Source organism: Acinetobacter lwoffii (genome assembly GCF_024129435.1).
Classification (GTDB): Bacteria; Pseudomonadota; Gammaproteobacteria; order Pseudomonadales; family Moraxellaceae; genus Acinetobacter; species Acinetobacter lwoffii_F.
This window is the reverse complement of sequence record NZ_JAMXXN010000018.1, coordinates 1-23,363: the sequence shown is the minus strand read 5'-3', so window position 1 is coordinate 23,363 and position 23,363 is coordinate 1. Positions and strand designations below refer to the sequence as shown.

The window sequence follows — 23,363 nt, the reverse complement described above, 5'->3', positions numbered from 1 at the left end:
CTGCCCCTATTACCAACGGACTTCAAATTTCTTACGTAACCAGATGGCCAGGCTGTTCAAGCTGATCATCATGGCCAGAAGTACAATAATTGCTGCTGCGGTACGGCCTTCAAAGAAGTTACGCAATTCATTGCCTTGCCATAAGAAAATCTGTACGGGTAAAGCCGTTGACTGATCAAATGGTGTGGCTGGAACGCTGGCAACAAAAGCACTCATCCCGATTAATAACAATGGTGCGGTTTCACCCAAAGCTTGTGCAACTCCAATGATTGCACCCGTTAAAATACCCGGCAAAGCCAAAGGCAAGACATGATGGAAGACTGTCTGGATACGCGAAGCACCGAGGCCTAAAGCTGCCTGACGAATCGAAGGCGGAACAGCTTTGAGTGATGCACGTGTGGTAATGATTACAGTCGGCAAGGTCATCAGACTCAGCACCAGACCACCCACCAATGGTGCTGACAGTGGCAAATGCATCCAGCCAATAAAGATCGCTGCACCCAATAGACCGAAGACAATTGAGGGAACGGCTGCCAGGTTGTTAATATTGACTTCGACCACATCGGTAATCCAGTTTTTCGGTGCAAACTCTTCCAGATAGATCGCGGAAGCCACCCCGATTGGAATCGAGATAAAGATCACGATCATCATCATGAACAGCGAGCCCATAAAGGCGCCTGCCAAGCCAGAAGTTGCTGGTGAGCTGCGCGAATCAGGACTGGTGAAAATATTGGTATTGAAACTATTTTCAATCACACCAGAGGCTTTCATCTCATCCGCCACCTGGCGCACTTCAGGACTGAGCTGCTGCTGTTCATCGGGAAGATCACGGTCAATATTTCCCGCTAGCCAGACATCGACATTGGCATCCGCCAGAATTTTCACTTCCTTGCTTTGACCGACCAGACTTGGATCATTCATGACCATGTCACGCAAACGATACGCCTCAGAACTGGTATATAAAGAACCCAGTTCATCACGCTGGCTTTCCAGCTTGCTGTCTTTGGCGATCATGCCATTGATAATCAGGGCATCCCAATCCACCATTCCGACTTCGGTCTGCCACGCGATAAAGCGATCTTCAAAGTGTGCTGGAGATTCTCCTGCTGCTGGCTTCGGTTTTGGACCAATATCCACAATGGCTGGATCGAAATGAATCGGCAAACTCATGCTGCTTTGCCAGAATGCAGGCAAACCTTTGGATAAAATACTCCCGAACAGCAATACCACAAAGAACAGACCTGCCAGTACCGCAGAGAAACCAAATAAACGGAAGGTTTTTTCTTTACGATGACGTCGTGCCAAAGAGCTTTGAATGGTCTTCTTACGCTTTTTACGCAGCTCGGCGGCGATGGATGGATCAATACGCTGATCCACAGGCGTTGTATTTGAAGTACTCATTAGTCGTATTGCTCACGATATTTACGCACGATGATCAGTGCAACAATGTTCAAACCCAAGGTAATGACGAATAGCGTCAATCCTAGTGCAAAGGCTACCAGTGCTTGTGGACTAGCAAAATCAGTATCGCCAGTTAACTGATTCACGATGGTAATCGTGACCGTAGATACGGCTTCAAGCGGATTGGCATGCAACTGCGGACTGTTCCCGGCTGCAAGAACCACGATCATGGTTTCACCAATTGCACGTGACGCTGCCAACAGGAACGCACCGATAATACCCGCTAGGGCTGCGGGTAAAACCACCTGACGAATCGTTTCAGATTTGGTCGCCCCCAAGCCCAAAGAACCATCACGTAAGGCACGCGGCACCTGAGTGATGATGTCGTCTGACAAAGAAGATACAAATGGAATGATCATGATGCCCATGACCAGACCGGCGGTCAGCGCACTGGTGGCATTAATTTCGAGTCCGACCAGAGCACCCATGCTTTTAAGGAATGGACCGATGATCATCAAGGCAAAGACACCATAGACAATCGTAGGAATACCCGCCAACACTTCAATCGTAGGTTTTGCCCAAGAGCGGAATCGCGGTGAAGCATATTCTGCCAGATAGATCGCAATCATCAGACCAACCGGAACTGCAACTAAAAGTGCGATCCCGCTGACCATGAGCGTGCCCCAGAGCAGTGGCAATAAACCATAACTGCCTTCAGCACTGCCAGAGGTGCTAAACCCTGGGTTCCATTGAGTACCAAAGAAGAAATCCAGTGGGCTGACAAAGCTGAAGAAACGCATTGCCTCGCCAAACATCGACATCACAATCCCGAGAGTGGTCAGAATCGCCACACCCGAACACAATGCCAGGCCGATATTAATCATTTTTTCGACTTGGTTACGCGCACGGAATTCTTGGCTAATATGTTTCTTGGCCCAGACCAGACCAGCCAGCGCCGCCGAAATCACGACTGCCAATTTGGCAAAGGTACCAATGGTCGAGAATTTCGCCAACTGTTCCGCAGCTGCAACTTCATAGGCTGCCGGTGTATCACTGACCCCGAAACCTGAGGCAAGTGCCTGAACGCGATCAATCACAACGCTCAAACTTGCCGGATCCAGACTGGCCGAAACATTTTCTGGCAAATGGTTGAGTACCACCTGCTCCAGAAAAGTGGGTTCCACCATATTCCAAACAATCAAAATTAAAAACGCAGGGATACCACACCATAGTGCAACTAGGGCACCATAATATCCGGGACGCGAGTGTAAGTTTGCAGAATTGCTTCCCTTACCTGCTAAGCTACGGCTTTTACTTAATCCGATTTGATAGGCTATGGCCATGATGGCCAATAACACACCTATAAGTAGCAGATTCATGTATTCTCCACTGTTTTTTCAATTTTCATGGTTTGAAAAAACTTGTTTATCGCAAAAAGCCGATGGTAGGTTGACCCTACCACCAGCGTTTTCAAAATCATTTATTACTTCACAACAACCGCTTTACCAGCCTTGAAATTTGCCAGGACTGCTGCACGTTCTTTATCAGACATTGAAATCAGACCTGCTTTTTCCAGCTTAGAGCCTTTGCCAGATACTTTCTTGTTCAGGAAGTATTCTGTGAACTGCGGTAAGCCTTTGATCGATTTCAAGTGCTCGCCTTTTACGTAGAAGAACAATGGGCGTGATACCGGATAAGCACCATTCAAGATGGTCTTTTCAGAAGGCGCTACATTGTTCACCGTAGCAACACGTAGACGGTCACGGTTCTGGTCATAGAAACCTAGGCCAAACACACCTACCGCACTTGGAGAAGTTTTTAAACGTGCCAATGTTTCGGTATAGTCACCGGCAATCTCAACCACACGGCCATCTTTACGGAATGTTGTACAAGCTTTTTTCTTAGCATCTTTGTCTAGAGACTTAATTGCAGCATACGTTTCACAACCTGCATCCACCATTTTCTCCTGGAAGACTTCGCGCGTACCATGATTCGACGCAGGAATTACCAGGGTGATAGGTTCATTCGGAAGTGCTTTGTCAATTTGGTTCCAACGCGTGTACGGGTTAGCGACCATTTTTCCATTTGATGGAAGTTGTGCAGCAAGTGCAGCGAAGACATGTTGTGGACGCAGTTTATAAGCCGCTTTGTTTGCATTCGATGCAAACACAATACCGTCATAACCAATTTTGATTTCTAGGACTTGGTTAACGCCATTCTTTTTACATTCTGCCAGCTCTGTACTCTTGATTTGACGCGAAGAGTTTGCGATATCAATCGTGTTATCACCCACGCCATTACAGAACTGCTTTAAACCACCTGAAGAACCGCCAGAACCGACAACTGGTGTTTTAAACTGTGGAAAAGTATTACCGAATTCTTCTGCCACGATACTGGCATATGGAAGTACAGTTGAAGAACCTGCAATTTGGATGGTGTCACGTGCTGCGTGTGCAGTCGTTACAGCAGTTGCCCCGGTTACTGCTAATGCTAAAGCTATATTTGTAAAGCGCATTCTAGTATCTCTCTCATTTATGCAAATTTGGAGTACACCACTTTTTATTCAGTTTTGTACTTCTTTCGATACCTGCATTTTGATTTTAGAATATGACAGATAAGTTACAGCTTTATTACGATTTAGTGATTTTTAATCTAGCGGTTTTTTCTTGATTAAATTTTTATGGATTTCAATGATTAAGTTCTTTATATCATCTAGTTCAATAAAAAATTTTAGACCAATGACATGTAACAATTTTTATAAACCTGAACTCAGGATAAATCCTGCTCCCCAGTTTTACATAAGCCTATGACAAATAAATAACAGGCCAAACGGGATTCAGACCTTCCGTGTTTTTGTGAGGAATTTCGATCTGGGAAAGGACCTTTTTTTATTTTTAAGCGCACAAAAAAGGAGATCATTTCGATCTCCTTTTTTTCACACCACCATCACTTATGCAATGGGTGGCGTATAAGTACCGTCAGCGATTGAATCTTTGATACGATCCGCTTCTGCAAGCACTAATGCCAGCAAGTTCTTCACGTTATCAAGCGTTGCAACCGGGCTTAAAGTAGTCATTTTCAGAGACTGAACCTGACCGACTTTCGTCACACCAATGTTCGCTTCACCACGCGCAAACAGTTCGTCTGCTACGTTTTGATTGAGCGTATCGAGTAATTCAACCGGATATCCCGCTGGAACCACACGGAACAAGACAGACGCGAATTGAGGCTCAAGCAGAAGCTCCAGACCATCAGTCGCTTTAATGTAGTCTGCCACATCACGGGTTAATTTCACGCCATGATCGATCATCGAACCATAAAGCTCTTCACCTAATGCTTCTACAGTCATCCACAATTTCAAGGCATCAAAACGACGCGTCGTTTGTAGTGATTTCGACACCAAGTTAGGAACACCATGCTCTTCATCATAAGCGGAGTTCAGATACTCTGCTTCATAATGCATGAAACGGTAATTCGCTTCATCTTTCAGCAGGAACGCGCCACAAGAAATGGTTTGGAAATAATGCTTATGGAAATCAAGCGTGATCGAATCCGACAGCTCAATCCCGTCCAGCATAGAACGATAGTCATTGGATAGAATCAGTGCACCACCCCATGCCGCATCGATGTGCATCCACGCGCCATATTTATTGGTGATTTCACGAATTGCTTTCAATGGATCAATCGCACCAGCATCCGTTGTACCCGCTGTTGCCACCACACATGCCACGATCTTGCCTTCAGACTGAAGATGCGCCATGGTTTTTTCCAGTGCATCTACGTCCATCTGTGCATTTTCATTCACAGGAACAGTGACCACTGACTGGAAGCCCATGCCCATCATCGCCATGTTCTTTTGCACAGAGAAATGTGCATTTTCAGAACAGATGACTTTGACATTACGCATCGCATCCGCAGGAATACCATCGCGCTGAACCGACCACGGATTACCATTTTCGTCTTTCCAGTTTTTCGCGATGCAAGCATCACGCGCAAGCAATACGCCCATCAAGTTAGACTGCGTACCACCAGAAGTGAACACACCGGCCTGACCCGCACCATAGCCGACTTTTTGACGTAACCAGTCAATCAGCTGAACTTCCATCAACGAACCGGCCGGGCTTTGATCCCATGAGTCCATTGACTGGTTGGTTGCATTAATCAGCACTTCCGCGATCTGGCTAGTCACCATCGTTGGACAGTGAAGATGCGCAAGTGAATGCGGATGATGCACTTTTAAGCTCTTGTTAAGGAATAGCTCAACCATACGCTCAAGAGATTTTTCTACACCCAAACCTTCTTTTGAAGGATGAAATGCAATTGCACTGCGCAGCTCTTTAATACTGCCGCCCGTGTACATTTTGTCGTTTTGCAACCATGCCGCAACCGCTTTGGTCGCTTGGTCCATGCCAGCCTGATAGTCAGCAATGGATGCAGCATCATTGCAGAGTAACGCTTTACGATGTTCTGCGAAATCTACCATGAATTATGCGCCTCGAACTGCAACTAGTGCTTCAGCAACCGATTTTTTGAAACGAGCAATCACTTCAACACATTCGTCTTGAGTAATGATCAACGGGCAAAGTAAACGAATCACTGTACCGTTACGACCACCTTTCTCAAGCAATAATTTATTGTTGAAACAAGCGGTTTGGATCGCTGCAGCCAACTGACCATCAGCAGGTAAAGAACCCATATGATCCGCATCTTTGCGCTCATCTACGATTTCAACGCCGATCATCAGACCACGGCCACGCACGTTACCGATACACGGGAATTCAGTAGCCAGTTTTTTAAGTTCAGCTTGCAGGAAATCACCACGCTCTTGTGCATTTTGAGCCAGGTTCTGTTCTTTAATGGTATTGATCGTTGCAAGACCTGTACCCATCGCCAATTGGTTACCACGGAAAGTACCGGTATGACCTGCTGGCTGCCAAGCATCAAACTTACGTTTAATACCAAGTACGGCAAGCGGTAAGCTACCACCTACGGCTTTAGACATCACTACAACATCAGGTTCGATACCTGCGTGTTCGAATGCAAACATTTTGCCTGAACGTGCAAAACCAGCCTGAACTTCATCAAGAATCAATACGATGTTGTGTTTTTCAGTCACTTCACGGATTTTTTGCAACCATTTTACTGGCGCCGTTACCACACCGCCTTCACCTTGAATCGCTTCAAGAATTACAGCTGCAGGTTTGGTCACACCACTTTCGACATCTTCAATGAAGTTTTCAAAGAAATAAGTTAAAGCATCAACACCGGCTTCACCACCAAGACCCAATGGGCAACGGTATTCATGCGGATACGGCATGAACTGTACACCCGGCATCAAACCGTTCACTGCATTTTTCGCAGATAGGTTACCTGTCATTGCCAATGCACCGTGAGTCATACCATGATAACCACCAGAGAAGCTGATCACTGAGCTACGACCGGTAAAGGTTTTCGCCAGTTTAATCGCGGCTTCGGTTGCATCTGCACCGGACGGACCACAGAACTGCAAGCAGTATTCTTCTTGGCCACCTGGAAGATAAGAAAGAAGTGCTTCAGTAAAAGCATCTTTTAAAGGAGTAGTAAGATCCAAGGTATGCAATGGTAAACCGCTTACAATTGTATCCTGGATACTTTGAATGACTGCAGGATGATTATGGCCTAAAGCCAACGTCCCTGCCCCAGCTAAACAATCAAGGTACTCAGTACCTTCAACATCGGTAACCCAGCAACCTTGTGCTTTTGCTATCGCTAACGGTAATTTACGTGGATAACTACGCACATTCGATTCCATCTGACTTTGGCGAGTCAAGTAGTATTCGTTTGTGGAATTGGTGGCAGGGTTTACAGAAGTAACGCTCATATCGAATTACCATCTCTGATATGGGTGAAAGAAATAAGTCTGGTGACGTTTGGTCCTTTGACTCGGCGCTTTATAAAGGTTCTAGCTAGCAGTTTTGTATTCGAATAACTAGGAGGCGGATGATACCGAATTTTTCAGGAAAATAAACAACTTTCAGTCACATTTTGTCCTAATCTTTATCGAAAAAAAACATCATGCTAATCCATCCCCTAAATCATCATCTTACAGTGTGACAGCAGAAAGAAAAGCGTGTTCTTTTATGGTTTTTTGTAGCGCAGGCGGCATTCAGGTAACCAATCTTAAAATTATTCATTAAGTATTTAATTATTAAAAATAAATATAAATTAAATAATGAGATAAAATTAAAGAGAATTTAACACTCTTACGACAAATATTTCGTAAAAAGATCACAATTGAGATTTAATATTTTAACAACGGCTTAGATGGCCAATTTTAAGAAAAACAGGACAATTTCATGCGTCTCTTAGCACTTACCAGTTTGATCCTTGCCAGCACCCTCGCCACAGGCGCATTTGCAGCTCCTGCTGAATCTCTGAATTATAATGTTGTTAATCTTTCAGCAGAGGCTAGCCGTGAAATCTCAAATGATGAAATGCATGCTGTGCTTTATATTGAAAAATCCAACAAACAGCCGGCTGAACTAGCCACTCAAATTAACCAGCTGATGAATCAGGCGATCGCCACAGCACGCAAATATCCTACTGTGAAAATCGAGACGGGCGCACAAAGCACTTATCCTATTTATGACAATGACAACCGTAAATTGAAAGAATGGCGTGGTCGTGCTCAGATTCGTCTGGAATCGAAAGATTTTAAAGCAACGTCTCAACTGATTGCCGAATTACAACAGCACTTCCAGACCCAGTCGATTAACTTTAAAGTATCAGATGAAAAGCGTAAAAAAGTTGAAAGCGAGCTGATGATTGAAGCCACCAAAAACTTCCAGCAACGCGCACAGGCACTCACCCAGACCTGGAACAAACCGAGTTATCAACTGGTGAACTTAAACCTGAATACTAACAATTATTCACCACAGCCAGTACCGCGTATGGCCATGATGAAATCTGCATCGGCTGATATGGCGGTTCCTGAGCAGGAAGTTGCGGCGGGTGAATCGCAAATGACGGTCAGTGCGAATGGGGCGATTCAGTTTAAATAAGACTTCATTATATTATTCGGACTTTTAAGAACCACTCTTTTGAGTGGTTTTTTATCATGTGAATATTCTTTAAAAAGCAAGGCTACAAATTCATACAAACTCAGGTAGGAATTGAGGCTTGACCGGTTTAGAGTAACGGACATTTGTTCCACTCCTCTCTGCTCATGTCCCTTGACCAACTGAACCTTCAGCTGTTTCATATCTTAAATGTACCCGACCAAGCCTCAATCTGGATGATCAACTATGCCTCCCTGATTGCGCATGACCTGGTTTATCTTTTTTTGCTGATTTTTGCTATTGCTTGGTTCCGTGGTAGTTACGAAGTAAAAACAGGGATTATTAAAGCCTTCATCTTTACAGCTATTACATTATTGATGAGTGAAGTATTGTCTGCGGTACTCAATACCCCACGCCCGTTTGTGATGGATGTTGGTCGCACCCTGATTGAACATGCACCGACTGGTTCTTTTCCCAGCAACCATATGAGTATTTTTAGTGGGATTGCCTTCGCCTATTATTTTTCACCGCAGCGAGACTTGGGACGAATTCTAATCTGGACAGCTTGGCTGGTGGCATGGTCGCGTGTTTATGTCGGTGTGCATTTTCCAATTGATATGCTGGGTGCATTCCTGATGGCAATAATAGTAAATTTAGCTGGCTTGCCGCTGTGGTGGAAATATGAGAATCAAATCATAAACTTTATTTTGGGTATTCATTATTGGGTATTTTCGCCTTTAATTCGAATGGGCTGGATCAAATAAATCTAATTAAAATGTCATAAAAAACCCGCTCGAAAGCGGGATTTTTTGAATCTCTAAACTTGAATCTGAATAATTTAGTAAATCGCCATATGATTGCGATGAATCATTTCCAGCGAACGCACTTCACCTAACACCTGATGCACTTTATCTGATGCCAGACCACGAACGATATCTGCTGAACGCGAACTGAAGTTGACACGACCGACCGCAATCCGGTGACCTTGTGTATCGACACATTCCACCACATCACCGCGTTCGAAATGACCCTCAACCGCTTTCACCCCTACAGGCAATAAGCTGCGATGATTGTCTTTAATGGCTTTCACTGCGCCATCATCAATCACTAAACGACCTGCGGTTTGCAAGTGAGCAGCCAACCATTGCTGATGCGCTGTCATCCGGTCTTTATCAGTCACAAATAAAGTACCTAACAATTCGCCAGACATTAGACGTGATAGAACACCATCACTATCACCACTTGCAATTAAGGTCGGACAGCCCGACTTTGCAGCCAGACGTGCAGCACGAACTTTGGTCAGCATGCCACCACGACCAAATTTACCGCCTCCACCGGCCATATCAAACAGACTTTCATCCATCGCACGTACGGTATGGAACAGTTTGGCATCTGGATTAGACCGTGGGTCTGAGTCAAACATCCCTTCCTGATCCGTTAAGATAATCAGAAGGTCTGCATGAACCTGACCCGCAACCATCGCAGCAAGTGTGTCGTTGTCACCAAAGCGAATTTCGTCAGTCGAAACAGTATCATTTTCATTGATCACCGGAATCACACGCCAGTCAATCAGGTTCTGCAAAGCATCACATGAATTGAGATAACGACGACGATCTGCCAGATCATCATGGGTTAACAATACTTGCGCAGTTCGAATCTGGTGTTTCTCTAGTACGCTTGACCAAGTATGGATCAGACCCATCTGACCGATGGCAGCACAAGCCTGAAGACTGGGTAGATCGGTGGGTCGATTCTCAAGTTTCATTCGCACCATACCTTCAGCCACAGCACCGGAAGACACCAGAATAATCTCGTGTCCTGCATTGTGTAGATCTGCGATTTGTCCCGCCCAATGCGAGATGGCATCTAAATCTAAACCTTGTCCATTTGCTGTGAGTAAAGATGATCCGATTTTAACAACGATTCGTTTACAACCCTTGAGCTGACGCTGCCCATCTACCACTTCTATCATCTTGTCCTCAGACTCTTCTCTCAGAGATTAGCGTACGTAGTACACTTCCACATCACTATCATCATCGCCATCTTCATCATCTTCATCATCGCCCAGAATACCGGCAAGACGTTGCTGACGACGCATCTCACGATACGCTTCTTTTGCAGCGATGGTTTGTTCTCGTGTTTCAGCTTCAAGCTGATCACGGAATGCTTTCATTTCTGCTGCATATTCTGGATCTTCAGCTTCGCGTTCACGTTGCTCTTCGATCTGATCCATCAGGTAGTAAACTACGTCTTTGGTGCCTTCAGCCGTTAAGCCAGAAGTTTCAAAAACTGGGCCTTCCCACTGCAATTCTTCAAGAATATGGGTGCACCATTCTTCACGTGTTTCTTCAGCCAACTGATCGACTTTGTTCAGCACCAATACGATCGGCAGTTTTGAAAGCGTTGGGGAGAAATTTTCTAACTCTTTCATAATTGCTTTAGCATTATGTGCCGGATCTGAGCCATCAATCGGCTGTACGTCAACGATGTGTAACAAGATACGGGTACGCGCCAAGTGCTTCAGGAAGCGAATCCCAAGACCTGCACCTTCAGATGCCCCTTCGATCAGACCTGGAATATCTGCCATCACGAATGAACGGTGACTATCGGCATCGACCACACCCAGGTTTGGCACCATGGTGGTAAATGGATAATCTGCAACTTTTGGTTTTGCCGCTGATACAGCACGAATGAAGGTGGATTTACCCGCATTTGGCATACCCAGCAAGCCGACATCTGCCAGAACTTTAAGCTCTAGACGGATTTCACGGAATTCGCCTTTTTGACCATGCGTACACTTACGTGGTGAACGGTTGGTCGATGATTTAAAGTGGGTATTACCTAAACCACCATCACCGCCTGCTGCAACTTTCACGCGTTGACCGTCTTCGATCAAGTCGCCAATAATGTCACCAGACTCTACATCTACAATTGTTGTTCCTACCGGAACTTTTAATACGGTATCTTCACCGCCACGACCAGCACAGTTCGCCCCACGGCCATTTTTTGCTCGTTCTGCACGATATTTACGTGTATAACGATAATCAACTAGCGTACTGGTGTCGTCGTCAGCCTGAATATAAATGCTGCCGCCACGACCACCATCACCACCATCTGGACCACCAAATGGCACGAATTTTTCACGGCGAAAACTGGCTACGCCATTGCCACCGTCGCCAGCCTCTACGGTAATGACTGCTTCATCAACAAAGCGCATATTGCCAATCCTCTAAAAACTTTAAAACCCCATATTCTGCCATATTTTAAAGAATTTCTCGAATAGAATTATGCAGCAATCCCATAAATCTTAGTTAGTCGTTTTCTCACCAAGCCTATTTGACCTATCTAAGGCATAGATTTAGAAACAGAATGCTTAAAAGATGGAAAAGAAGTGGTAGGAAATCAAGCGCTTTTGCCCTAATACTATCCCCTATTTTGGAAATTCTTTTTGTGAATTTCTTAATGATTTTTAAAATAATTTATAGAGGAGTAAATTTTTCAAAAGCCGTGTTCACAAGAAAATATTCTGATGCGGATACCTTTTAAAATCTGTATTTTATATACACCAAGATAAGTTCAAATTTTGTATTTTCATAAACACTGCATTCCTGCCACTTAATGAAAACTATTTAATAATACTTTGTTTATGCTCTAAAATATCTGGCAGACTTTTTTCAATCCAGCCAATTAAATACATGATTTTTTCAGCCGCTTGTGAGCCAGTAATCGTCAATTGATATTCCACTTTTGGCGGCACCACCGGATAAACCGTTCTCAAAATAAAACCATCTTGTTCTAGCATTTTTAAAGTCTGGGAGAGCATTTTTTCACTTACCCCTTCAATGCGTTGTTTCAGTTCACTAAAACGATGCACCCCTTCACTCAGGCAACGCAAAACCAAGACCGACCATTTATTGGCAAGGTGTTCCAATATTTCACGTGATGGACATTCAGTTGATAAAACCTGCCCCAGTAACGGGCTGATTGCATAATTTGTCATAACATTCTCACAATATTTTTATTACTTACTCATTTTAATATACTTACTCTTTGTAAGTTATCAGATTCATATTTCGCCAGCAAGCAGATTTATTAATTCTTATTAGATTAAAAAGTCTGCTTTAAATAAAAAAATCATAAAAAAAGAGCCTCAAATGAGGCTCTTTTTTTAGCTAAATACTAATTATGCATTAGTTTCAGCAGGAACTTTTGGATAGCTTACGCCACCCATTTGTTCAGCAATACGCAATACCTGGCAGCTATAACCCACTTCGTTATCGTACCAAACATAAGCAGTTAAACGGTTGCCTGAAGTGATCGTTGCTTGCGCGTCAAATACACCTGCAGTGCGTGAACCAATAAAGTCAGAAGATACCACTTCAGTCGAGTTGGTATAACCGATTTGACCTTGCAGGCTAGAACCGATTGAAATCTGACGAATGTATTCGTTCACTTCATCACGATCAACGTCTTGACCTAAAGTCAGGTTAAGAATCGCAAGAGATACGTTTGGTGTAGGTACACGTACAGAGTTACCTGTCAATTTACCTTGAAGAGCTGGAAGCGCTTTCGCTACTGCTTTCGCTGCACCAGTTTCAGTAATAACCATGTTCAATGTTGCAGCACGACCACGACGGTCAGCTTTATGGTAGTTGTCGATCAGGTTCTGGTCATTCGTGAACGAGTGAACTGTTTCAACATGACCATTCAACACCGTGTATTTGTCATGTAATACTTTCAGTGTAGGTGTAATAGCGTTAGTCGTACAGCTTGCAGCAGAGATGATGGTATCTTCATCAAGGATATCCGCTTGGTTTACACCGTAAACTACGTTCTTCATGTCACCTTTACCAGGTGCAGTCAGAATCACACGAGCAGCGCCCGGGCATTTAAGGTGTTGAGCAAGACCTTCAGCATCACGCCATTTACCTGTGTTGTCGATCACAAGTGCATTGTTGATACCGTATGCAGTGTAGTCTACTTCAGAAGGATTCGATGCATAAATCACTTTGATAAAGTTACCGTTGGCAATGATTGCCTCGTTTTCTTCATCTACAGAAATTGTGCCTGCAAATGGACCATGAATAGAGTCACGACGCAATAAAGATGCACGTTTTTCCAAATCACCATCCGATGATTTACGAACAACGATTGCTTTCAGGCTAAGACCACGACCCAGACCTGATTGACCAATCATCAAACGCGCCAGGATACGACCGATACGACCGAAACCATAAAGAACCACATCTTTATGTTCTACAGCAGCAGCATTGCCTTCGATCGATTTAACAGCGTCTGCAACAAATGCATCGATGTCGCCGCCTTTTTCTTTAAATTCAACAGCAAGTTTACCCAGATCAACTTCAGCAGAACCGATGTTGTCTACTTTCACCAATGCTTCAAGAATTGGGAAAGTATCAACTACAGAAAGTTCAACATCGAGTACGCGAGTACGGCGGTGTGCTTTCAAAATCTGAATCACAGAACGGTTAATTAAAGAGCGACCATAAACTGTAGCTACAATATTTTTTTCACGATATAACTGGCCAACAAGGGCAATCATACGTTCCGCAAGTTCTTCACGGTTTTTCCAGCGACCTTGGTGTTCTGCATGGAGGGCAACAATAGTGTCTTTGCTCACAGATACGTCCTCTAATTAATTGTAAATCTAAGCATAAATTTCTAAACCCGACAATTGTAATGGAATTGGCCGCAAGTTTGAATCAAAAGCTCGTTGAGACGGGTAGTTTTTAACGTATATTCACTATAAATTTCAAAAATAGTTGTAATTAGCTGAATGATTTTGCATCCAAAAATTCTAAAGACCACTATTTTTCAATACCTAGCACAAATTTGTTAAATGTTGTTTATTCAAACAAATCTAAAGTTCAAAATTTAGCGTGCCACCCTGATCCGGCTGAATTCTACTGCCGGCTGAAAAATTCATGTCCAGACTCATAGAGGCATTGAAATTTTCCACATCAAAATCATCATAGGTTTCGGGCAAATGAATCAGTACAGGTAAACGGGTCAGACCATTGTCTCCAGAGGGAAAAGCATAGTGGCGATCAACCTGCTGTAGATGCTGCAAACTTTCAAATTCTAGAAATACGCTACAGTTTTCATGTGTTCTTGGCACCTGGATAATTTCCAGGAACATACTGCGCTTTAATTGCTGCAATTGGTTGAGTGCAGTTTCAATCGCCTCATCGAAATTATTTTTACGCCATAACTTTTTAAATACGGACTTTTTCGCTTCATCCGCTTTTTGCCGCTGCAGTGTATTGATATATTTTTTCAGGTCTCGGTATTGCTGTACATTTTCAGAAATCGTATTTTGAATATCCAGAATAGCCTGCTGTGAACGCTGATGCATGACCTGCCATTCATTGCGGTAGGTAGGAATAAAGGTTTCCCCTTTACGCTTTTCCAGTAAACGGATAAAAGCCAGCAATTTATATTCAAAATTCTGGATGTACTGATTAAACATAAAACCCGGCTGGGATTTGAAATCGCGGTAATAGGCCAGAATTTCTGTAAATATTTTATGGACATGCAGATACAGATAATCAAACTCTTCTATATGCGATAAATGATCACGAATGGCATCCCGCATCGGCAAAAGCAATTCTCGCGTCATAATTTCTTCAAACTGCTTCAGGTGGCGTTGTGCCACCACATCGGCATTTTTCTCTACCACTTGAATGGGCTCAACCAGTAAAGGCAATAACTTCAGCTCGGACACCTGTTCCAGCGTATGCACAATGTCGATTACATCCAAATGAATCTGGCTCTGTAAAGTCACCATCCGCTGCATCTGCGACTTCAGGGTTTCCACTACTTCTTCATTCATGTCATCCTGCAGGTCCAGAACCAGGATATTCAGATAAACCTGATCTTCTAGTGCACCTTTCTCTTCAATCAGGAAACGGCGAATCGAATACGGGTTTTGCTGCACATCCATCACCGGCGCAACGATAAATAGAAATTGCGAGGTACGGACAATATCAAAATGACGAATCTGCTGTTCTTTAATCAGGAAATAACGGAAAAGTGGATGCGTCATTTCCGCCGTCTGTTTTTTTAATAGCGGCTTATACCAATAACTCAACAATTGCTGCTTGATAAAAACTTCAATAATGAAGCATTTGACCTGCTGTTCAGTGAGCTTACGTACGCCCTCGACCGGCTGCAATTGAAGACCACGAATAATTTCTGCAGCATTCAATAAAAAAGTACGGCGCAGTTCCAGTTTTTCACGCTGCATCTGAAAGTTTTCATTGACATCAATTTTATCAATTTGTTCCAGGACGTTTTCCAGATAGTCCGCAATTTGCAAGCTATCATTCAAACCCTGCAAACTTTTCAGTGACAAGCCAAAGGTACTGGCATAGTAACGCATCCGGTCATTGAGAAATTTTTGGCTAAGACGTTCTACCGAATATTGAGCCTGATAGCGGTATTGATCCATTTCCTGATCCCAAAGAATTTTCTTGGGCTTTAAAATTTGAAAATCAATACTTTCTTTTAATTCGGGTGAAACTTCTGCCAGAATAGTACGAAGCTCTCGCTCCCAATTTAAATCCAGACTTGGTTCCAGTTGTGATAAACGTGCACGTAACTGATATGGAATCGCAATCTGTGACATGTTTATCCCCTTAATATATCGAAAACATTATTTTAAACAAAATGGTAGATGATTTTAAAAATAATCAGGTCAATATTGTCTGACGAATATAATGCTTATGCAAACCACATTATTCATTATTTTTTCTGATTTTTTCTAGCTGTGCAGCTTTATTTGCCAGCTCATTTTTTTTCAGCTGCTGCTGTTTTAAATGCAATATTCCTTCCACAATCAACAGTAAAACAGCCAACCAGATTGGAATATAGGTCAGCCATTCACCTGATTCCACACGCTCACCCAGTGCCATCGAGGCAAAAGCAAGCAGTACCGGCTCCAGATAACTCAACAGCCCAAAGATGACAAAGGGTAAATATCGGCTAGCCAAAATATAGCTACCTAAACCGAGCGCACTTAAAAAGCCCAATCCAAGAACTGCCAGGATCAAATGAGAATGACTCAACATAAGCGACATAGAATCGCTATAGATAAAGCCCAAATAAAATGCCACAGGCAAAATCAGAAATAGATCCCACCAGAATCCACCAAGATGATCGGTCGCGAATTTACGCCGCATAAAGAAATAAAGTGGATAAGCTAAAGCGACATAGACCGTTTCCCATGCGATTGAACCGATCCGCCAGATTTCATGCCCTACCCCCAACATTGCCAGAGCAACGGCGACCATCTGGAAAGATGACAATTTTTCTTTATAAAGCACACAGCCGACCAGCACCATCACCAGAGGCAGGAGAAAATAACCGAGTGAAACTTCGAGACCACGCCCATTAATGGGACCCCACAAAAACAGCCACAATTGCGTGGTACACAACAGTGAACTGATCAGCAACCAGATCAAGAATGAAGGCTGTTGCAACACCCGCTTAAAGATATTGCTAATATGTTTCAGATCACCCGACCACCACATAAAGGCTGTGAGGAATGGTAAAGTCGCCAGCATACGCCAAGCAAAAGTCTGTTCACTATCTAAAGGCTGTAAAAAAGGCGTAAATACATACAGCACTCCAAAAACCACAGAGGCCAAGACAGATAACGCGATGCCTTTATACATAGTTAAACTCTACTTTCATTCGCCGGCATTATAACGATTAGTACAATAGAAAGCTTGATGCTTCATCTATTTAAAATGTAGTTATCTCTCGATTTTAGATTGTCTTTCGACTCATAAAATAAAAAACCATGCCATAGCATGGTTCCCATTAAGACGATCTTTTTATCTTTGAGTTTGTTTAGTATGAATTACATCACTCAGGTCATAACCGACAGACCGTGCATATTGTAAATATTCATTTACCACATTTTTATCCAATTGAGGATCACGTGAGAGTATCCACATATATTTGCGTTTAGGCTCACCAACCAGAACAGTTTGATAATTTTCATCCAGTTTTAAGACCCAATAATCGCCACGAGCGACCGGAATCCAGCGAATAAAGTCTGGTAAGAAACTGACTTTTAGCTTGGTATTCTGCGGTGGATTTTGCACAAATGCCTCGCCCAATGACTGGGTTTGTCCACCATCTTTTTTAATGCAGCGGTTATCCACTACGATATTGCCATTTTCATTTAAAGTATAAGTCGCTGTGACATCACGATCACACTTGTTTTGAAAATATAAAGGTTTGCGCGCTACTTCGTACCATGTTCCCAGATAACGGTCCAGTTCAACTTTCTCAATGGTCGGTAATGGCTCCTCTTTCGCATAGGCCATGGTAGCGGCGCCCAAACCGAGAAGAACCGCACTACCCACCGCAATTTTTGCCAGCTTTAATCCAGTACGTGAAGATTTTTGAGTTGTCATAAAGATACCTATTACATGTTCACAAAATATTTATTTAAAAATTTCTGTTCATACAATAGCTTTATCCAATTCCTAAATTTGTTACATTATGTTTTCTTTGTGATTGATTTTACGTCATTTAAATAAGATTTAATGCAACAACAATCAATCAAACATCTGGGCTTTTAAACGCACAATTTCATCACGCATACGCGCAGCCTGCTCAAACTGAAGCTCTTTGGAAGCTTTCAGCATTTCCTTTTCAAGCTTGTTAATGTGTTTCGCAAACATTTTTGGATCTGCCATGATATGCCGCTCATCTGCACTGATCGCACGTGCCTGATCCGAGGCTTTCAATTCAATTGAATCATCATCCAATACTTCACCGGTATCAATTTCCTTGATCACCTGACGCACTGCACTGCGCGGGGTAATGCCATGTTCTTCATTAAACTGAATCTGCTTGGCACGACGACGGTCCGTCTCATCAATGGCTTTCTGCATCGAATCAGTGATTCGGTCTGCATACAGAATCGCCTTACCTTTCAGGTTACGCGCAGCGCGGCCAATGGTCTGAATGAGAGAGCGCTCAGAACGCAGAAAACCTTCTTTATCGGCATCCAGAATGGCGACCAGTGACACTTCCGGCATATCCAGCCCTTCACGCAGCAGGTTAATCCCGACCAGTACATCATGCACCCCAGTACGCAGTTCATGAATGATTTTGACCCGCTCGACGGTATCGATATCGGAGTGTAAATAAGCGACCTTAATCCCATATTCTTTCAAATAAGAGGTTAAATCTTCAGCCATACGCTTCGTCAAGGTCGTAACCAGCACCCGCTCATTAATATCTTTACGCAGATTAATTTCGGAAAGCACATCATCGACCTGCGTCAGAACTGGACGAATTTCAATTTCTGGATCGATCAGACCGGTCGGGCGTACCACCTGCTCGACAATCTGCTGGGACTTTTCCAGCTCATAACGTGCGGGCGTTGCGCTGACATACACAGTCGTCGGCACAATCCGTTCCCACTCCTCAAATTTCATTGGCCGGTTATCCAGCGCGCTTGGCAAACGGAATCCGTAATTGACCAGATTTTCTTTACGCGAACGGTCGCCCTTATACATGGCACCAATCTGCGGCACCGTCACATGCGATTCATCAATAATCAGCAAGGCATCATCCGGAATATAATCGAACAAGGTCGGCGGCGCTTCACCCGCAGGGCGTCCAGATAAATGACGTGAGTAATTTTCAATGCCGTTGGTATAACCTAATTGCTGCATCATTTCCAGATCATAGCGTGTCCGCTGTTCAATCCGCTGGGCTTCCAACAGTTTGTCATTTTCCCGGAAGAACACCAGACGATCTTTAAGTTCGTCTCGGATGGTTTCAATCGCACGGGATAAATTGTCTTTAGGCGTAACATAGTGGCTTTTAGGATAAATGGTCACACGAGGTACTTTACGAACCATTTTCCCGGTCAGCGGATCAAACCAGCGAATAGAGTCAACTTCATCATCAAACAGTTCAATCCGGATGGCATCCTGATCCGATTCAGCCGGAAAAATATCAATAATTTCACCGCGAATACGATAAGTACCACGCAGAAATTCCAGTTCGTTACGCGAATACTGCATCTCGACCAGACGGCGAATAATATCATCACGGCCAATGCGGTCACCCTCCACCACATGCAGCAACATGCTCATATAGGCATTTGGATCACCCAAACCATAAATCGCAGATACCGATGCGACAATAATCGCATCACGTCGCTCTAGGAGTGAACGGGTTGCAGAAAGGCGCATCTGGTCAATATGGTCATTAATTGCAGCATCTTTCTCGATAAAAGTATCTGAAGATGGCACATAGGCTTCCGGCTGATAATAATCATAATAACTGACAAAATATTCGACGGCATTATTGGGGAAAAATGCTTTAAATTCGCCGTAGAGCTGCGCAGCCAAAGTTTTGTTATGTGCCATGACAATGGTCGGACGCTGTGTCTGTGCAATGACATTGGCCATAGTATAGGTTTTACCAGACCCAGTAACCCCCAGTAAAAGCTGATCATGAAAACCCTGTTCAATGCCTTTGACAAGTTTTTCAATGGCCTGTGGCTGATCGCCTGCTGGTTGATAACTGGTCACTAATTCAAAGGGTTTTTTATCACTCATAGCTTTCGCTGACTTCGCTGCGGATATAGATTTGATTTATTATGAGGGTAAATTGGAATTACTCAATCCCTGCTTAGGTTTCTGTTTGGTAAAATAAAACAATATTAGTATTCATTATTTGTTAGCGCTTGACTCATTCTCTAGTTTGAAAAATCATCAATAAAATATACAGTTACAAAGCGAATAAATACAGAAAAAACCAAGCATTTTCAGCCAGCAGCTTTATTTGTGCATACTCGGCATCATGTTTTGCCTTATGGGTGAAATATTACTCTCTCTGTTTGGATATCGCTGCAGAATAATGCCTTGACCCCTATGCATTTCACGGGCAACATGAAGATCAGGATGGCCTAGAATAGACAATTATGACTTACCACTATCACGATGAAAGTATTGTTAAATCCCTTCCGGAAAATACGGTTTTTGTTTTTGGCAGCAACTTGGCTGGACAGCATGGTGGTGGAGCAGCCAGAACGGCACTTGAGCATTTTGGTGCAGTCATGGGCGTGGGTCGTGGCTGGGCGGGTCAGAGCTATGCTATTCCCACCATGAACGAGCATTTGCAACAAATGCCGCTCTCACAAATCCAGCACTATATTGATGACTTTAAGATTTACACCAAAAATCATCCTAAAAATAAATATTTTATTACTTCCTTGGGTTGTGGGATCGCAGGTTATAAGGTCGAGGAAATTGCCCCAATGTTTAAAGGCATCTCACGTAATGTGATTTTCCCGCAATCTTTCCGTCCTTTTGTCGAAAAGCCGCTGCCAAAATTAAGCGCAAATTTCTTACATACCATATTCCGCGATTCCGTGATTTTAACTCCGGCCAGCGATAAGTTGATTGAAGAACTGCCATTAACCGAAAATGAAAAAAGTTTGGCGAGAATTATTTTAAATACCCAGATCTATCCGACCGACAGCAATGGGCGGGAACGTGTCTTTGAAATTGAAGATATCCTGCACAATCTGAATACCAAACTAGTCGATTTTCAGAGCCATTCAGAAGGTGCCATGTTATTTGGAGGCGTGATTTTAGCGCTACTGGAACTTTATAATATTAACGAGAAAGATTTTATTGATGTCTGGCAAGGTGAGCGAGAAATTGCGCCACCGAAACCGGAAAATAAAGCGCGTAAAAGCATTCGTTAGTGCTATCAAAATATCTTTCAAAAAAGCCAATGTTTGAATTGGCTTTTTTTATGGACGGCTAAAATGTCGAATATGAAATCAATCTGGTCTGGATTTTATTTTGATGGGTATTTACAGAGCTTAAATATTTCGTTTGCTGTATTAAGAGTAAAATTGAAAAAGATTTGGATAAATTAGAGCACCATTTTCTCTTTGCGCGAAAGATGAATCAAATATTGCTCATCAACTCCCTAAAAATTTCCACAAAAAAAGCCATGATTTATCATAGCTTTTTGAGTCTGATCAATTAGCGTTTGCCCATTGAACGGCGAGTACCACGTGGTGGCATCCAGGTACGGTCAGCATAACGCTGTGGTCTTGGTCTTAAATCTTCCAGAACTTCTTCTGCAGCATTTTGCTCTGCCTGTTTGATCGGGAAAGGTAAATTAACCAGGGGCTTTTTTTTGGGAGGAGTTTGGGTGCTCATGTGATTCACTCAATAATATATGCGGCTATTGTACAAAAAAACTCAGTCGACTGGGTAGCAGGATCTTGGATAAATTCATATGCTCTTGTTTTGGAAAAATAAAAAATCATCCCATGATAATAAATGCTTGAATCAATGCAGCCTAAAATTTACCTAAACTCTCCTCTATATCTTCCATGATAAAAATTCATAGGATTGAAATTTTAACGCTCTCAAGAGTAAATTTCCTTCATTTTTATACTTAAGCTAGTCAGATAAAAATAATGATTTTTACACACTATACATTTCTTAAAACTCAAGAGATATAAACAAAAAATATACATAAATTACCAATATTAACCATCGATTGACTTTTGACCTGTTGTTCTATAACTGAATTTTTTAATGTAATTCACATAATTAGTTAACTAGAAAAACGAATAAACACACTGGACATGGAGTTCCAAATCAATGAAAACATTGCTGGCATGTATGGCAGGCCTAGCCACTTTACCTATGGTCGCGCATGCAGATTCCCCTTATTTTAGCTTGCAAGATGGAGATGGCTTTAAGCGTTTCTCGGTATCAGTCGGTGCATTGCATGTGATGCCGCAAGGCAAGGCCCAGCCCTTTAAAGTGAATACTGCTGTTAAAGAAGGCGAAACATCACAAGTAGGTGATATCTCAATTGACTCTGTGAAAAATAATCTTGATCCAGACATGGATCCAAACCTTTCCTCTGTTTTTGTTAATATTCTGGATCGACTTGGTACAGAAACACTGCCTGCAGCGCTCAGTGGGCGAGCTGAAATTTATGGACTGGAAAGCTGGAGTAATCCTGGTACAGGCCTGGAAGCGGATGATGTCACCACTTTAGGCATCATGACCAATTACTATTTTACCGATAATATTTCTTTTGAAATGAAAGCCGGCATTCCACCTAAAGTAGACTTGCAAGGCAGTGGTAAAATTTATGCTCCTTTCTCTGCGCTTGCGACTCCAAGTCTTGATTTGATTCCACAAATTCCAGGTGGAATTGATTTACCCGGCATTGAATTAAAAAATGATATTCTCATTACTGATCTGGAAGCTTATGGGCCGGCCGCCTCTGCCCGCGCCTGGACACCTGCCTTTGAATTCCAGTATCACTTTGGTAAAACAGGGGTCAATAAATTCCGGCCTTATGTCGGCTTAGGTGTGATGTATGCCTATTTCAATGAACTGGAAATTAACTCACGTACCGAGCAGGACCTGATTGCTGCCGGACATATGATTGCCAACATTAAACGAAACAAAGCAGGTGCTTCTCTAGATGGTACGCCAAATGAAGGGGCCGATCCAAAAGTCAAACTTGAAGCATCCGATGCTTTCGCGCCCGTGGCCACGGTCGGCTTTAGCTATGACTTTAATGACACCTGGTTTGCAGTCGGTTCAGTCTCTTATGCACATCTGAAAAATGACACGACAATTACAGTGACAGATGCAAATCTAGGTGAACTGATTCGCTCTAAAGCCGATATCGAAGTCAATCCGATTCTGGCCTATGCCGGGATTGGGATGCGTTTCTAAGCTCAATATCCGATTTTTAATTAAAACGGCTTCGGCCGTTTTTTTAGGCTTAATATATTAGGGCGTGTCCTCATTTGAAGAATTGGTTTTAAATACTTAAAATCCTCCTTTGAGTTATTTTTATTTCTATATTTTCAATGGCACG

At 43.0% G+C, this 23,363-nt stretch carries 18 protein-coding genes; 4 read left to right on the top strand and 14 right to left on the bottom strand.

Annotated elements, in window-relative coordinates; all coding sequences use genetic code 11:
- Positions 1–9 precede the first annotated feature (9 nt).
- The 5 genes from pstA to NI455_RS11285 form a co-directional block, all read right to left on the bottom strand.
- Positions 10–1,401 (bottom strand): phosphate ABC transporter permease PstA, encoded by a 1,392-nt coding sequence (gene pstA / locus NI455_RS11305; protein ID WP_253114224.1) that lies wholly within the window; start codon positions 1,399–1,401, stop codon positions 10–12.
- Positions 1,401–2,780 (bottom strand): phosphate ABC transporter permease subunit PstC, encoded by a 1,380-nt coding sequence (gene pstC, locus NI455_RS11300; protein WP_253114221.1) that lies wholly within the window; start codon positions 2,778–2,780, stop codon positions 1,401–1,403. Before pstC ends, pstA begins: the two co-directional genes overlap by 1 nt.
- A 104-nt stretch (positions 2,781–2,884) precedes the next feature.
- Positions 2,885–3,916, bottom strand: a complete 1,032-nt coding sequence (locus NI455_RS11295) for a substrate-binding domain-containing protein (protein WP_004279710.1) — start codon at positions 3,914–3,916, stop codon at positions 2,885–2,887.
- A gap of 435 nt (positions 3,917–4,351) precedes the next feature.
- On the bottom strand, positions 4,352–5,884 hold the full coding sequence (locus NI455_RS11290; RefSeq protein WP_005246814.1) for a pyridoxal phosphate-dependent decarboxylase family protein: 1,533 nt from the start codon (positions 5,882–5,884) through the stop codon (positions 4,352–4,354).
- Positions 5,885–5,887: 3 nt separating this feature from the next.
- The gene (locus NI455_RS11285) at positions 5,888–7,261 is read right to left on the bottom strand and encodes a diaminobutyrate--2-oxoglutarate transaminase (protein WP_253114219.1); all 1,374 of its coding nucleotides are present in this window, start codon (positions 7,259–7,261) and stop codon (positions 5,888–5,890) included.
- 475 nt (positions 7,262–7,736) lie between these two features.
- Here NI455_RS11285 and NI455_RS11280 point away from each other — a divergent pair, with 475 nt between their 5' ends.
- Both NI455_RS11280 and NI455_RS11275 read left to right on the top strand, forming a co-directional pair.
- The gene (locus tag NI455_RS11280; protein WP_004646521.1) at positions 7,737–8,441 is read left to right on the top strand and encodes an SIMPL domain-containing protein; all 705 of its coding nucleotides are present in this window, start codon (positions 7,737–7,739) and stop codon (positions 8,439–8,441) included.
- A gap of 164 nt (positions 8,442–8,605) precedes the next feature.
- Complete coding sequence (locus NI455_RS11275) at positions 8,606–9,202, top strand: phosphatase PAP2 family protein (protein ID WP_253114217.1); 597 nt, start codon at positions 8,606–8,608, stop codon at positions 9,200–9,202.
- 74 nt (positions 9,203–9,276) lie between these two features.
- On the opposite strand, the gene proB is transcribed toward NI455_RS11275, so the two are convergent.
- The 8 genes from proB to uvrB all read right to left on the bottom strand — a co-directional run bounded on the left by proB (position 9,277) and on the right by uvrB (position 20,050).
- The gene (proB, locus tag NI455_RS11270) at positions 9,277–10,410 is read right to left on the bottom strand and encodes a glutamate 5-kinase (RefSeq protein ID WP_253114215.1); all 1,134 of its coding nucleotides are present in this window, start codon (positions 10,408–10,410) and stop codon (positions 9,277–9,279) included.
- Positions 10,411–10,437: 27 nt separating this feature from the next.
- On the bottom strand, positions 10,438–11,655 hold the full coding sequence (gene cgtA, locus NI455_RS11265; protein WP_004279681.1) for an Obg family GTPase CgtA: 1,218 nt from the start codon (positions 11,653–11,655) through the stop codon (positions 10,438–10,440).
- A 408-nt stretch (positions 11,656–12,063) separates the two neighbouring features.
- Complete coding sequence (locus tag NI455_RS11260) at positions 12,064–12,438, bottom strand: winged helix-turn-helix transcriptional regulator (RefSeq protein ID WP_004730108.1); 375 nt, start codon at positions 12,436–12,438, stop codon at positions 12,064–12,066.
- A 183-nt stretch (positions 12,439–12,621) separates the two neighbouring features.
- Positions 12,622–14,079, bottom strand: coding sequence for a glyceraldehyde-3-phosphate dehydrogenase (locus tag NI455_RS11255; protein WP_005246822.1), 1,458 nt, complete (start codon positions 14,077–14,079; stop codon positions 12,622–12,624).
- Positions 14,080–14,319: 240 nt separating this feature from the next.
- Positions 14,320–16,086, bottom strand: coding sequence for a hypothetical protein (locus NI455_RS11250; RefSeq protein WP_253114213.1), 1,767 nt, complete (start codon positions 16,084–16,086; stop codon positions 14,320–14,322).
- Positions 16,087–16,195: 109 nt separating this feature from the next.
- Positions 16,196–17,134 carry an EamA family transporter RarD gene (gene rarD, locus NI455_RS11245; protein WP_004730115.1) on the bottom strand — a complete coding sequence of 313 codons (939 nt, stop codon included), beginning with the start codon at positions 17,132–17,134 and terminating at the stop codon, positions 16,196–16,198.
- Between the two features lie 162 nt (positions 17,135–17,296).
- Positions 17,297–17,884 (bottom strand): lipocalin family protein, encoded by a 588-nt coding sequence (locus tag NI455_RS11240; RefSeq protein WP_253114211.1) that lies wholly within the window; start codon positions 17,882–17,884, stop codon positions 17,297–17,299.
- A 144-nt stretch (positions 17,885–18,028) separates the two neighbouring features.
- The gene (uvrB, locus tag NI455_RS11235; RefSeq protein ID WP_253114209.1) at positions 18,029–20,050 is read right to left on the bottom strand and encodes an excinuclease ABC subunit UvrB; all 2,022 of its coding nucleotides are present in this window, start codon (positions 20,048–20,050) and stop codon (positions 18,029–18,031) included.
- Between the two features lie 365 nt (positions 20,051–20,415).
- On the opposite strand from uvrB, the gene NI455_RS11230 reads away from it, so the two are divergent.
- Complete coding sequence (locus NI455_RS11230) at positions 20,416–21,204, top strand: A1S_2505 family phage non-structural protein (protein ID WP_253114207.1); 789 nt, start codon at positions 20,416–20,418, stop codon at positions 21,202–21,204.
- 286 nt (positions 21,205–21,490) lie between these two features.
- Here NI455_RS11230 and NI455_RS11225 read toward each other — a convergent pair whose 3' ends face one another.
- The gene (locus NI455_RS11225; protein WP_004646507.1) at positions 21,491–21,670 is read right to left on the bottom strand and encodes a hypothetical protein; all 180 of its coding nucleotides are present in this window, start codon (positions 21,668–21,670) and stop codon (positions 21,491–21,493) included.
- Between the two features lie 450 nt (positions 21,671–22,120).
- Here NI455_RS11225 and NI455_RS11220 point away from each other — a divergent pair, with 450 nt between their 5' ends.
- On the top strand, positions 22,121–23,218 hold the full coding sequence (locus tag NI455_RS11220) for an OmpW/AlkL family protein (RefSeq protein ID WP_253114205.1): 1,098 nt from the start codon (positions 22,121–22,123) through the stop codon (positions 23,216–23,218).
- The last annotated feature ends 145 nt before the right edge of the window (positions 23,219–23,363 follow it).